This is a genomic window from Pseudomonas sp. H1_D04 (assembly GCF_054683855.1).
On sequence record NZ_CP162826.1, the window covers coordinates 1,039,616 to 1,054,553 of the forward strand.

The window sequence follows — 14,938 nt, forward strand, 5'->3', positions numbered from 1 at the left end:
CTTCTCCCCAACCATTGCATCGTCTACGCCGTCATGGAAAAACCCAGCGCGCCTGTGTGGTGGTAGATACATCCGGCTATTCAGCGCATGCCTCGCAAGCACGTTGAACGCTAGAACTAAGCCTTTTGTTTTCTAACCCGCGTCCAGGTTTCACCAATTTTTTTCCACAGTGCTGAACGTGATGGATTCAGTTTCATTTTTCCCGGTTCATCGTCGATCGTTTCAAATCCAAAATAAGAATAAATATTCTTGCTCGCGTCGCCAGCATTGTCCGAGCCAGCACTGACGTCGATCAATGTGACAACACCTTCGAGGCCTGCCCGTTCAGACTCGTTGACAGCGTGCTCAATCAAGAGAGCGCCGTTCCCTCGCGTCTCGATGTCGGCAGCTACCGTCTCAATTTTCTTTGCGTTGCTTTGTACGTCAAGGGTCAATGACATGACGCCAACCGGCTGCCCCTCGTCATTTTTCAATACGTATTTATCGCCAGCCCGAGCATATTCGCTAAACATAACGGCTGCCTCGTTGGCTCTTTTTACTTTTTCAGCAGTGTCTTTTATAAGCGTTTCCAAACTCGCCTTTTCATTCTGTACCGCCTCTTTTTGCAAATTTTTCTTGCCACTATTGTTGATCTTCTTCAGGTCGGCCTCTGCGGACTTCTTCCTTTTATTCTCGACCTTCGCTAGCCCCTCCATTCGCGTCACCAAACCCTCTGATATTTCCTTGAATTCATAATCATCCACTTTCTCCGGCACCTGCGGAAGCAACCCCTGCCGGTCAATTAACGTACAAGGGTTGTTTCTGACAAATCGAAAATAATTCAACCCATCAATATTCCCCGCTGGATCGGGGTTGATCCAGCGACTCAACCACGGTGCGTAATAGCGCAAGCCGTAGTAATACAACCCCGTTGCATCCCGCTCCTGACCCGAATAGCGCAACGTGCGATAACTTTCTTCGCTCGAATCCCCACGTTCGGTGTACGCCGTACTGCCGAACGGATGATAAGCCTCCCGACTGACGACCTTGGCTTGGCTGTCCAATTCAAGCGAACAGGATCCCAGGTGATCACTGAGGTTGTAGCGGTACTGATCGTTGGCAAGCTGTCTGGGCGCAGGCGTGTTCCAATGCAGCACCTGAACCGTAATGCGCCCGGCTCGGACGGCGATGACATTCAGGCTGGCGCCATCGACGTTACGTATTTCCAGCCCCGGTAAATACCGGGTATCGCTGACCACCGCGCGGGCATTGGTTTGCAATGAGCGGACCTTGCGCTGGCGCATGCCATCGGCACCGTAGACGTACTGCTCCAGATCGTTGAGCGGCGACTCACGCGTCACGGGCGTGACTTGATGAAGCTGATTACGGCTATCCCACGTCAATTGACGCCCAGGCTCTATCTCCAGCAGGTTGCCGTTGTGATCAAACGCTGCGGCGATTTCAGCGTCTGTGGGTGGTGCTCCGTTGCGTTCAGGTAGACAGCGGTTACTGTGCTTCGCCGCAGTCAGGACGCGACCATGTTGTTGCGGCCCGTGATGGATCAACTCAAGCAGATTGCCGCTCTCGTCATAGCGATAGGTTTGAAGGTAGTTGCCCACGGCCTGGCGATCTCCGATGGCGTAGGGTCCCTTGTTAGCCGCCCCCGCTTCCCACCCGGTCGCACTTATCAGTTGGTAAAGGCTGTCGTAGATGTAGCAGTTGATCGGTTCGATACGCTGGTTCGCGAAATATCGAAGCGGCAGGGCTTTGTTCTCGATACTCAGGAGGTTGCCCACCGGGTCGTAGTCGTAGTTCAAATCCTGCAGCACGTCATCGTTCTCACGACTGGCCCGCGAACACAGCAACCGGCCGTCCCAGGGACGATATCTCCATTCACTGACGACACCGTTACCCAAGGTTTGCCGCTCGACCTGACCTGCTGCGTTGTAGTCAATGCGACTGACCAACTGGGGTTGCGGCTCATTGCTCAGGTGCAGCCAGACATCGCGCAGCAGACCATCAACCGTCTGGTTGAACTGCTGACGATTGCCTAGGGCATCGGTCTGGACTATTAGCTCGCCCAAGGGATTGAACTCAAAAGCACTCTGAGCCCCAGCCCCAGGCTCCAGCAGGGCATCACGTTCATGGACCGGCATCGGCCAGTCCGGCGTCTGCAGCCCTTGCAAAAAGTGCTGCTGCTGATCGAGCACAGCGCCCGTTAAACCCAACTCATTAAAGTGCCGCGTCCCAGCAGGGTCATCTTGCCGAATCAATCGGCCGCATTGGTTGTGGTCGGCAAAAACCTGGCTGGCGGGGCCGTAAGACCAGCGTTCGGTGCAGGCCGATCCTCCAGCGGACGTGAGCTCGAAGACCTCAACCGGACGCAATTGATCGTCGTACTCAGTCCGACGTTGACTCCCCCGACCATCCCACGTCTGCACAGACTGCCCGGCCTCGGCGAACAGATTGACCCTTAACCCTGCGTCAACGCTCACGGTACTCAGGGGATTACCGGATAGCGAATAAACCGTCTCAAGGTTAGCTGGCCCAGCTGCCAAGCGTGGGTCCCACTGTGCCACCAACCGGCCTGCTGCATCATATGAGTTGCGATCTACGCGGGGGGTTGCGGGCGCTGAAGGGACGCTTCGGCAATAGTGCACTGTATGAATCAGTAACCCGCGTGGCTCGACCACATTAAGGCTAGGTGTTTGCTGGTGCATAGATAGGTCCATCGCCACATGACTCCCTGCGCTGTGCTGCTTCCCATCCACGCATCCCAACTGCCATCTCAATGCTCGTAGATGCTGTGCATGGGGGCCGCGTAAACAAGTTCCACATAAACTTAAAAAACGGCCCTGCGTCGGCGCCCAGCGCCTGAAGTGCTACGCTCAGGCACTGGCGAAGGAGGGGGCGTCAAAACCTGCATATCACTTCGCGCGCGCAGCTCACGTTCTAGCGCTTGCCTTAACCGCGGTGTCGTCGAGGGGTTTGCAATGAACGCACTTGCTATATCCCTCTTAAACTCGGTAGGAAGTTGATAAAACATATTAACCCTATCTTTATTAAGTTCGAACGACTCCTTATTAGTCCGCCCCACCTCTGCACCACCACTCACCGCACGTGAAGAACGCCCCAAATCCAGAAAACCTAAGCGATCAACGATATTATCTGCTGAAGCTATTAAGCCCATCTTATTGGTATTCAATGAGCGCGACGCACCATAAATCATGCTGGTATCATGATTTTGTATAACCTCATGAAATTCTAACTTATCAAGTCTTAAGTGCGAGAGATCATTCAGCGTAAATCCAACCAGTTGCTCTTCTCGTTCACCCAACTTTCGCATCAACTGAACATGCGCCACCCTCAAAATGCCATCGGCATCTCTTTCGCTATGCACGATGGGGCGCCCTTGGTCATGCATGTCGCCCTCGTATTCAGCGGCCCAATCACTTCTGATTTCTCTATCGCGCCTCGTCACAGACAACGGGTAAATATCCACCTGACCGGTCTCAAGATTGACAACGCCCGAGAAAGAATTACCTGACTGGGACCGACTTAAATAAAACTTCGAAGCCTCGCTCAGCGCCAGCGCTGGGAAATCGAAATTTACAACTACCTGTCCTTTTACGGGTGTTTCATTTGAAAACCTGGAATCTTTGAAGTGATAAATCATGTCCCCTTGCAAATCGACATATACAACAGGGCTATTACGTAGGAAACAATAAAGATTCAGCCCATCAATATCACCCGCAGGATCTGGGTTCAGCCATCGCTGTAACCACGGAACGTAATACCTGAACCCATAATAATAAAGACCTGTCACATCTTGCTCTTTCCCCGAATAACGCAACGTGCGGTAACTCTCTTGGCTCGAATCCCCCCGGGCAATGAACGCCGTAGTACCAAAGGGATGATAGACCTCTCGACTGATCACCCTGGCCGCACTGTCCAACTCCAGCGAGCAGGAACCCAAGTGGTCAGCAAGGGTGTAGCGGTACGAGTCGTTAGCGAGCTGTCGGGGCGCAGGACTTTCCCAATGCAGCACTTGCACACTGACGCCTGCGGCCTGGACAGTGATTACCTGCAAGACAGCGCCATCGGTAATACGTGTTTCCAAGCCTGGTAGATAGCGGGTCTCGTGGATCAGGAGACGGGCATTGGTGTGCATTGAGCGCACCTTGCGTTGGCGCATGCCATCCGCACCGTAGACGTACTGTTCGACATCGTTGAGCTGCGATTCACGTGCCAACGATGTGACTTGATGCAGCTGGTTGCGCACGTTCCAGCGCAAGTACGGGCCGTTATGCAAGGCCAGCAGGTTGCCGTTGTGGTCAAATCCAGCGGCGATTTCCGCTTCGGTGGGGGGAAGGCCATCCTGTTCAGGCAGGCATCGATTGCTGTACTTCGCGGCTGTCAGCAAGCGGCCATGTTGCTGCGGGCCATGATGAATCAGCTCCAGCAAGTTACCGCCGGTGTCGTAGACATAGGTCTGACGGTAAGTGGCCACAGCCGTGAGGTCTTCGCGGTGACCAGGGCCCCTATTGTCGCTACCAGCCTCCCAACCTGTGGCCTCGATCAATTGGTAACGACTGTCGTAGATATAGCGGCGGATCGGCTCGATACGCTGGTTGGCAAAGAAGCGCACCGGCAACGCCTTGTCTTCAAGACTGATGATGTTGCCCACCTGATCATAAACGTAGCTCAAGTCTTGCAGCGCTTCACCATTAGAGCGCTGCGCGTGCAGTCGTATGAGTCGGCTGCTGTGTTCGTCGTAGTACCATTGGCTGATCACACCGTTGTCAGAAACCTGTCGCTCTATCTGCCCATGAGCGTCGTAGCCGATATCCCTTACCAGGCGTTTAGGTTTGACCTCCCCCTTGAGCAGCAGCCCAACCTCACGCAATTGACCATCGACTGTTTGCTGAAACTGCTGGCGATTACCTCGGGCATCGACTTGCGCCGTCAGCTCACCCAGGGCGTTAAAGTCAAAGGCTGTGAGCGCCCCAGCAACTGGCTCCAGCAAGCTATTGCGGTCGTTCAACGATAGCGGCCAATCCGGCTCATCAAGCGTTTGCAGAAAATGCTGACGCATCGCCAGACACTGGCCCGCCACACCGTATTCCTCGTACAGGCGTGTACCCGCAGCATCGTCGTTTCGAATCAGTTGTCCGCACTGGTTGTGATGAACGAAGTTCAAACCAGCGTCCGCGTACTCATACCGATACGTGCAGCGGGGCTCATAGACGGCGACGGGCCGTAATTGGTCATCGTACTCAGACCGCTGCTCGCTGCCGCGCCCATCCCAAGCCCACACTCGTCGCCCAGTCTCAGCGAACAGGTTGACGCGCCACCCTGAGTCAACACTGCGGACTGCCAGTACGTTGCTGTTCAGGGCATAGGCAGTTTCCAGGTTGGCCGGGGCCGAAGCGTTTATTGCCAAGCGCGGGTCCCACTGTGCGACAGATCGACCGGCACAATCGTAGCGGGACAGCTCACTTCGGGTTTGCGGTAGTTGATCCAGTTCACTGCGCCAATAGGTCACTGTTCGAACCGCTAACCCGCGTGGGTCGATCACGCTCAAGGTCGGGGTATGCGTGTGTATGGAACGCTCCATCACTACTCTCCACCTGTCATGGCGCGGGCGGCCTTAACCTCTTCCCAAGTGTCGTTTTCATCTTCATAGATGCTGTACCAGGGAAAATAGGTATGGCGCCGCAGATACTCGTCTTTCGCCAGCACGGTTCGGGTTGGGCGCCCCAGTGGGTCATAGAACTGCCGGTCGAAAAAACCGAACATCCTGAAGCTGACGTCGTTGATATAACGATGATGATCGGCAAAGTAAGGGCGATAGATCCGCACTGCCTGCCCTTTGTTGTTGTACTCCACGCGTTCGCTGACTCGCCAGCGCGCGACATTTTGTAGGGTGATCGGTTGGCCCCCCTTGTCCAACGCCAGTTCCCCGTCCTCCAGTACAGAGTAGGCATAGCCGGGCTCGACCTTTTGCTTGAGCTGCAGCGTCCTGCCGAAGCCATCCCAACAGGCGCAACTGATGCGAATCTGCCGTTCCACATCGCCTGGGTAACGATCCGCCTGTAACGTAGCCGCATGCACCGGCTCCCTGCGAACGCCGGCGATTAAGGTGTGCAGACGCTGCCTGGCCTGGCCCGGCGCCTCGACACCGTCTAATTGGCGAGCAGAGGCCCGGATGTGGCCACTGGGCAACAGGGCGCCCTGACAGACGCATGCTTGGAACCAGTCAAGATCCTCAAGATCGGCCTCAGGTACTCGCCCCATCCAACTGAAGGCATCTTCGAAATACGCTACCGCGACGTCCTGCAACGCGTCGACCGGCGCTTCGATGGCGTAGTCGGGGAGTTCATTTTCCGGACGTAAATACTCGACGACGGACCCGAAGCCGACAGGCGTGCCCCGCTCGGCACCTCGAAAACTGCTGACCTGCAACTGGCCAAACGCCCCGTAGTGCGCTTCGTGGACATTCTGGTTGGGGTCTGTGATCTGCACAGGCAGCATCTGGCGGTAGTCGATCTTGTCGACTTGAGTCCGGCACCCGTCGGGTAATTGCACCCAAGTATTCAGGCACCAAAAGCTCTCATACCCCAAATCAGTCACACCATGGCTCATGGTCTGCCGGACCGAGAGCACATTATAAAAACCGTCCAGCCCGGCATATGTGTTGAAACCGCGCTTGATCGACCAGAGAGGCTCCTGCGCAGGTGTGCCTGATTCAAGGATCCACGGCATCTTGTGGTATCCCACTTCCAGCAGCTTGTGCTCAAGGTCAAAAGGCATTTCGCCTTGCTCGTTTCTCAGTAAGTCATAGGCAGACAACGCAACAGCGTCCAACTCAGCAAGCTCCAAATGGTCAAGCAGTGCTTGAAAGCTGGCCGAGCCACGCGGCAGAGGTTGGTATTGCGTGAGGGCGGATGGATCGCGATAAAGCTGAATCGACTGCCCGACCAAAACCCGCCCGGCCTGCGGGTTCAGCGGGTTATCTGCGCCCATACGAACAGCGGCTTCGTAGCAAACGGTAGACGGCTCCAACCCTGCCGTTTTGTCGAGCGTCCAGGCGTTGTTGCGCAGTTGGTAAGGCAACGCCAGGTGCCAGCCCTGCGGGTCCGTCAGATGAATGAAGCCGGCCAAGGTTTCACTCACGTAATAAGCTTGCTGCGACTGATCGTGGGCATCGCACCACCAGCGCTTTTCTACAGAAATTTCGTCCGGTGGCCGTTGGCAGGCCGGGTCATCCATGGCGTTCATTCTTCGCGCGTAGCTGACAGTGAGCGCTTTGGTCTGGCAACCAAACGCGTCCCAATGTACGCCAAGGGAATGCTGGCAACGGGGATCTTCGACCTGTTGTTCGTAGTGATAGGTGATGGACTCCACACGCAAAGCGAGCACCGTGGCATGCGGTGCATAGTTTTCTCCCGTCGGCCGGTTGTACTTGCGAACCAGGTAGCGATGCTGCTCGACGGTGTAAGGAACAATCTGTGCGTCACCCGGTGCATATGTCTCCACACGTAATACATGCCCCGCCAGCGCCACATTCATGGTCTGGAGATCGGCGTCAGAGGGTTCGACGATCTGATCAAGTGTGTCTTGCTCGTCATAGCAACTCAGCAGATGGTCCCCCAGAAGGCGCGCGTCGTGGTCCCCGTTGAAATACTCATCACTGCGGTTCTGAATTTTGCGTCCCGTGTAAAACCAGGTCTTGCTGAGCAGCGGTGCGCTGAACCCCTCATTTTCCGGCCCATCGAAAAAGGTCTCGCAATCCGTTGATAACAACAGGCCAAACCCCCGAAACTGTCGCCCCTGAGGGTCGTAGTAGCCCTCGCGATAGACAAAACGACGGTTCAACTGATTACCGGTGATTTCATCGTAGTGTGTCTGGGTACTGACGACCGGTACGGGAAAAGGTAGCCAACACTCGGGCATCCGGTGTGTGTCCAGCAGGTGCTGTTTTTCGTCCAGCCATTCCTGGGCAGAGCTGCGATACGTAATCGCCGTCGCCGCCCCCATGTTGTTATTGGTTGCGCAGAGCAAATAGGGTTTGGCACTGACAAAGTCGTAGCGCCAATGCCGGGGGGTCATGTGAGGAACAGTCAGCACCAGGCTGGAACAACCCAGCCCCTGTAAATCGGCAGCGCTCACTTGGCAGAAGCGGTCATAGCGCACGCCTTCAGGCCACAGCAGGATGATCGGCTCCGCCGTGAAACCGTTACCGCAACGGTTCAGGTAGATCAGTGCACAGTCGGTCCGAAGGTAAATCAGGTCGGCAGCGCCGGAACCGTCGAGGTCCGCCAGCAATACACGGGAAGCGTCAAATTCGTCATAGGCAAAGTCCAGTGTGCTAAACACAAACCCCTGGCCGAACCGCCCGCGCCCGAGGTTAGGCCAACACTCAAGCCGGTCATGGCGGATACGGATCAGATGCTGCTTGCCGCTGCCCAGCACATCGCTGAACGCAACCAGTTCGCCAGGGCTGTCGCTCAATAGCGGCAGCGCGTCCTCCTCCGGCCGACGGGTTACATCAATCCCTGGTCCGAAACCTCGCGCACGCTGGCTCGCATACAACCGCACGCTACGCGGGCCAATCATCGCCAGGTCGATCAACCCATCGCCCATCAAGTCCGCCCACTGCCCTTTGGGATGAAAAAACTCCTGGGGGAACGCTTGCAGCGTCGTGAAACTTGACCAACTGCGGTCAGGCTGACAGCTGAAAAAACCGGCCCAGCCGGGCTGGGCCATTACCCAATCGAGCGACCCGTCACCCGTGACATCGCCAAGCCACTGATTCACGGATCGCGTCAGGTCGGCCACTGGAATCTGCGCCAACTCACGCCACTCACTGAAGGCCACGTCATCAGCATTGGCGGGCGGCTGCGCACGCAGTGGCTCACGGTAATACCAAGCCTTATCGTCTCGGTACAAGACCCCCGGCAAGCCTTCACCGTAAAGGTCCACCAATTGATAGCGCTGCCCATCATTCAGACCAGGCATGGGGTCAAAAGGCTGGAATCTATGCGGCTCGAACAGTGGGTCAAAAGGGTTGTAGATGAACTCCAGCGGAGGGCGACTCTCGGCCCTGCCCCCGTGGCCATAGGCTTGATTGTGGGCCGCGCAAAGATGGTTGTATCCAAGCTCGGTTTCCCGATATTCCAGTAGCAGACGCTTGACCAGCACAGGCTCTGGTCCCAGGTCCGGGAAGTGGTGAAACATCAGTACTTGCCGACACAAACGCTGCGTTCTGAGCTCAAAGCCGAAGTCAAAGTTGGAAAATGCATCACTACGCCCCTTCCACGGTCTCGCCGGGGCATAGGTTGGAATCGCGCCCAAGGTATCAGGGCGCTCCCCGTAGTCGAACACGAGATGAAACAACCATTGCACATCCTGCCAGCCTTCCGTGCGCCAGGAATAAAGCTGATCACTGGCGCCAACATTGCCGTAGCTGACGCGGCTCAAGTAGCGCTGTGCGCGGTAGTCACGGGGTAGCTGTGCATCAGGCGCCTGATCGTCAGGCTTGTATTCGTAAACGATGTGTTCGCCACGACAATTGAGGCTTTCCTCCAGCAACCAGGCACCGACGTGGGCTGGACTGTCGGGGTCGGCGCGACGCGAGGCAGTGGTTTTACCATACAAGTGCAGACTGCCATCTGCGCTGTGCACCAGCCAGAAACCGGCCGGGTCAGCGTCCTGGGTCCAGTGTTCGATGCGGGCAAAACTGTGTTCGACTCGTGGCCAATACCGCACAACGAGATAGTCGCCCACAGGCAACCCGCGGTAGTGGGTCACACGCGCCCCTGTCACAGCGCCGCTGTTGGGGTCGCGCTCAGGCATCCACAGATCACCCTCGGGACCGACGAACAGGTCGTCATCGGTATACACGGGCACACCTACACTAGTTCGCCGAGTGACCGCGTTGACCGTCTTATTCCATCCAATACCAAAAGGACCATTGCCCACGCTGCTGCTGTAATTCAGGGCCAGGGTTGGGGCAAAACCACGCCCGGGAGAAATCGGCAACGGCAGCGCCAGTGACACCGCGCCATGGGCCCCCACGGGGCCCAGCCCATCGCCAAGACTTCGAATAGCGCCACCACCCTTGGGCAATGAGGGCGGGGTCACCGTCAGCGGCTCATCAGGGTTCATGAGGTGGCCTTGGACGTGTAGCGCACGTGCACGATGATGTCGTTCAGGCTCTCCAGCATGGGCTGCTGCTGCTGGTGATTGGGAAAGTGCAACAACCAGCGCGATACCGCACCGGTGCCCTCGAATGGCAAGTAACGTTCATCGTTGAAATCGAAGGTGAACAAGCCATCATCATCCACGCCTCCCGACAGCACCACCTGCTGGCTGGCCCGTAGGTTCTCCTTGAGGCTGCCACCTTTCATCTGCACGGCGCTGTAGGTTTGGGTCAGGGTGGCGCGGATATCTTCGTAAGGTCCCAGGATCACCGGTAGAGAAATGCTGACCCGCTTGATTCGCCGCAAGATATGCCCCGGGAAATCGTTGTCGAACAGCGGTTGTGTGAGTTCGAATGCCACACTCCCGTCTTCGATCAAGCGCGCCTTGATCGTCGTCCAGTCTTGATTGAGAGCCGACGCAGAGTCTTTCTCAGGCAGTTGGCGCAAAGATACCGTCTTGGTGATTTCCAGGTGCCGCTCATTGCGCGACAGATAGGCGGCATCCATTTTCAACAACTGTAGCTTCAATGCCTCCCCCGCTCCCAGACCTCGGTAGCTGTCGTTCCACGCGCCAGTCTGAATGAAACGGCTGGTGTAATCGGCGATTTCAAACTGCCAACTGGCCTCGGCCGCCAGGCACAACGAAAGGGTTGCGTCATAGGCCTGGTAGTAGAACGTTGCGAACTGACCGTTGAGCCATTGGTAAAGCTGAGTGTTGCTGAATCGGCTCCCCAGAAAGGCGTAGGTGGCCAGCGTGTGGGCCTGGGCGGCCTGGGTTTGTCGCAGTTGCAGGTCCGTGGCGAGGGACTGGGCGGCAAGTAGTTGGAGTTGCGCGTCGATCTGCTCGATCTCAAGGGCTGCCTGGTCGCGGGCAAGTTTCCACTCCTGATGGCGACGGCGAAACTGTTCGGTACGATCCGCCGCCTCGGCAGCACCATGACTTAATGCCGCAACACCCTGTGCTACCGCGGACACCATTTTCGGTATCCCCTCGAGCCGCCACCCCCCCATCGCGGCTCCCGCTATCACTCCGTTGGCGAGCCCCGCGACGACCCCGCCGACTCCGCCAGCGGCGTTGGGTGCAATAATCACCCCCCCGGCAACGGCGTTGGCGACGGCGCTGACGCTTTCGGCCACGCGCCCCGCCAGGTGCAGACTCCCAGCAGTGATTTCTCCGGCGTTTACTACTTCCTCCGACAACTGTGCATAGAACTTGTGACGCTGCTGCGCAATGGCCTGACTGGCCAACAGCGCCTTCTGGCTCTCTTCATCGACGCGCTGCGCCTGCAGTTGCAGGTCAATGGCAAATTGCGCGAACTCCCAGGCTTGCTGATATTGCAGTTCCTGAAGCTGGGACTGCTCCTTGCGCTCAATCAACGATAAAAGGGTGCTGCCGAATTGGATCAACGTCTGCACGGCATTGCTTGCGCGCTCGTGCATCACCCGGAAGCGGTAGTGCGGCACATCTTGAGCCAGCAAACGCGTGCTACCTCCCGTGGCCGCGCCCTGGCCGTAGGCAGCCAACAAATCACGCGGATTCAGCGGCGCGGCGAACAGCGGCAGCGAGAGTGGCTTGCCATCCAGGGTGCGGTTGTTACGCAGGTTATCCAGGCGCGACTCGGCGATATCCCACGCACGGACCAGATGAGTGTTGATGGGCAGGCGCAGGTGGTCGCTATCCAGTGCGACCAGCGTCGGGTCGGGAGAGAACGTTCGCAGGTACAGCGGCGGTTCAACGAACTGGTACAGCGAATGACCCTCATTGGCCTGCGCACTGTCATCGCGCAGTTGGTCCTGCCCGATCAGGCGCCGCTCAAAGTCTCGCAATTGCGAGTTGGTGGAGTTACTCAAGGCTTGCAAGGTCATGGGCGTCCACGAATTCACCAGATTGATATCCGGCCGAGACCCCAGCAGGTCCAGCACGCGCACGTACCACAGCTTGGCTTCACCGAGGCTATCAGGGGTCAGTTGCCGATAAGCCGCATCACCCCGGTCCAACAAGTTTTTCAGGTAATGCAGGTATATCGCCTTGCGGTAATGCACGGGGTGGCTGCTGGCAATTCCGTCGGGGTCGGCGGGTTTGCGCGTGGCGTGGTCCATCTGCAGTGTGTCAGCCACCAACGGACGAACGTTCCAGTAATTCGGGCGGCCGCCGCTGTCTTGCTTACGGCTTGGGTCGAAAATGAATCCCAACCAGCGTTCGGACTCATCAAATTGCAGCTCCAGGTTCAGGCGCTGACTGACCAGAAAAGGCAAATGCAGGAACAACTCCCAGAAGTACTTGCCGTTGGCACCGTGGAAGTCCATATGGTTGACTGCTGCGGGGGGCTGCAGGGGAGGTTCTTCGAGGCCTTGGGTTTCCCAGGTTAGGAGATTTTCCAGGGCGATGTTGGCACGGTTGATCAACTCGCGGGCGAACAGGGTATTCATGCGGATGGGTTGGCGGGGGCCTTTCGCGTCGTCGCTCTGAGCAATACCCGAGCCTGTGAAGTCGATGAATTCGGCAATACCCTGAGTAACGCTTGAACGTATAGTCATTCGAGGAGCAATTAACAGCGTAGAGACAAGCGGTACAAACTCCAACTCTACCTCGGTGAGCTTAAGAGCCCCGCCCATGCTCAATGCCCCCTGATATGTCGACACACCATGAATGAACGGGATTTTTTTCGTGCCGACAGGCCAACTCCCCCCCAATCCGGCAACAACGTTTCAGAGCTAATAGGCACTATCGTTTTATAACTATCTGGTGGAATCCGAACCGGAAGACCACCTGACATGAAAAGATATGAATCCCCAGGATTTAACGCTGCTGGCTGAGCCAAATTAGTAGGCCGCCGCACGGTACTTTTATACGAATACGGTTCCACATTTGCGAATACCCACGAGACACTCCAAACATGCCCACCACTTTCACCGGGAAGGAACCCTTTTACTTCTCGAATATCAGTTGGAGAATGCTTGAGCAAAAAAATTGCTTCACGCCTGACAACCTTTCCTGCCAGAGAGGTGACAGCCCCGCCCGTTTGAGCAGGCAGCGAGCAGTAATGCGAATTTGAATTATCCTGAACATAAGAAACATGCCGAGAGTCTTGCTGCACTAGATAAAACACATACTGCCCAGACTTCCCACCAAATACATCCCGAACAACTTCAATTTGCGACCCTGGCAAAAGCGTTAAATACCCGCCTGTCACGCTGGGGACTTCGGAAAACACCAATGTAACCCTACTATGGATACCACCGCCATTAGATAAACTAATCACCACTCGCGGATCAATGGCAGGAAATACAGCAGAAATCCTAGTAGAAAACTCAAGACTGGCACTCTCCGAATTATATTTAACATCATACGCTGTTAAAACTTCTATTCTTGTTTGCCAGCCTAAATAATCCCAAAAAGTTGTACCTGGATTATAGGAAACTGTATGAATACTCTTAATATCAATTTTCAGGGCAGGCATTTTAAATTGAAACCTGCCCACATTATCTCTCGCATATGCCCTGGCAACTCTTAGAACATTAAATTTTTTAGCACCTACTTCCCCAACACTGCTACCGGATACATAACCCAGACTGGGAAATAGCGGCGTCACATTAAAGCTCTTATCAATCCATGCCGTCTTTAAAAACGCATATTGATCTTGAACACCGTCCGTGGCGTTACCCGCACGGTACCCTGCATACATCGCCACAAACATCGACTCGGGTGAAGCCGAACTGTCCACTACAACAATGTTTTCAACCAGGGTCTGCACGTTCTGAGTCTTGAATTCCGACGCCTCACTCCACGCCTGAATCACCGTCTGCGGCATACTCCAACTGTCATCGTATTTTTTGTAGACCATGTTCAACCGCAACATCGGATTGGCCCTCACGGTCGTGACTGGTGCCCCCGGCTCCGGCGGTTTGTTATGCTCGATGCTTACCGCGTCCGGGCTGCTGTCCACATATTCCACCCAGAACACAAACAATCGGTTATTGAACAGAACCGGTCGAATCGTACGTTCAATGGCACTCGCCGAGATCGGCAGCGCAGCTTTGTGCCAGTCCGACCACGCGCCCGGTTGCGGATAATCGAACTTGGGCCGATTTGGATTGGTCCCGGTGAGGTCCTTGTAGGTACGCTGAGACATATCCACCGAACGCCAGTAGTACGCACCTTCGACTCTAGATTTACCGACGAAGTAATACATGCCGTTCTTGAAATCGTCGGTGTTGATATAGCCGTTGATGATCGTCAGGTTGGCCACTTCCTCGAAGCTGGCCAGATAGTCCAGTACGGCTTTCTGGGTTGTATCGATATGGATTTTGTTCTGATTGAGGTCGTTTTCCAGTTGCTGGAAGTACATCGATTTGCTCAGCCGCAACGAAGGGTCAATGTAGGCCTCGGGGTAATATTGCAATAGCTGATTGGCGGCCCAGATCGAAAACTGGCTGAAGATATCGCGCCACTGGATAATCAGGTGGTCTTCCATGACCTTGGATTCATAACCCGGCTCCATGCCCATCAACGCACCGTTGATGTACTGCTGCAGGCTGGCAATAGCCGACGCCACCGGGCTGGTAGGCACGTCTTGGCTGACCTGCACGTCCAGTAACTTGAACTCGTAAAGATCATTGGCTGTCTTGATCTTGTCGGCCAACCCAGCGTCAACAAATTCCGCCGTATTGGGCACAACCTCATTAAGGTAATAAGCCACCAACGCGTCGCGCAGGGTTTCGTTGAGCTGGCTGTCGATGGACTTGGACATAAA

5 protein-coding genes are annotated in these 14,938 nt (G+C 55.8%); all 5 read right to left on the reverse strand.

The features are described from left to right. Nucleotides 1-116: 116 nt before the first annotated feature. The 5 genes from AB4N82_RS04870 to AB4N82_RS04890 all read right to left on the reverse strand — a co-directional run bounded on the left by AB4N82_RS04870 (nt 117) and on the right by AB4N82_RS04890 (nt 14,935). The gene (locus tag AB4N82_RS04870) at nt 117-2,474 is read right to left on the reverse strand and encodes an RHS repeat domain-containing protein (protein WP_241089527.1); all 2,358 of its coding nucleotides are present in this window, start codon (nt 2,472-2,474) and stop codon (nt 117-119) included. 347 nt (nt 2,475-2,821) lie between these two features. Then, nucleotides 2,822-5,596, reverse strand: a complete 2,775-nt coding sequence (locus tag AB4N82_RS04875) for an RHS repeat domain-containing protein (RefSeq protein WP_122764758.1) — start codon at nt 5,594-5,596, stop codon at nt 2,822-2,824. 2 nt (nt 5,597-5,598) lie between these two features. Then, nucleotides 5,599-10,149: a SpvB/TcaC N-terminal domain-containing protein gene (locus AB4N82_RS04880; RefSeq protein WP_122764757.1), complete on the reverse strand. Its 4,551-nt coding sequence runs from the start codon at nt 10,147-10,149 to the stop codon at nt 5,599-5,601. Next, nucleotides 10,146-12,722, reverse strand: coding sequence for a Tc toxin subunit A-related protein (locus tag AB4N82_RS04885; RefSeq protein WP_460104535.1), 2,577 nt, complete (start codon nt 12,720-12,722; stop codon nt 10,146-10,148). Before AB4N82_RS04885 ends, AB4N82_RS04880 begins: the two co-directional genes overlap by 4 nt. Before the next feature lie 80 nt (nt 12,723-12,802). Continuing rightward, nucleotides 12,803-14,935 (reverse strand): neuraminidase-like domain-containing protein, encoded by a 2,133-nt coding sequence (locus AB4N82_RS04890; protein WP_460104537.1) that lies wholly within the window; start codon nt 14,933-14,935, stop codon nt 12,803-12,805. Nucleotides 14,936-14,938: the final 3 nt, after the last annotated feature.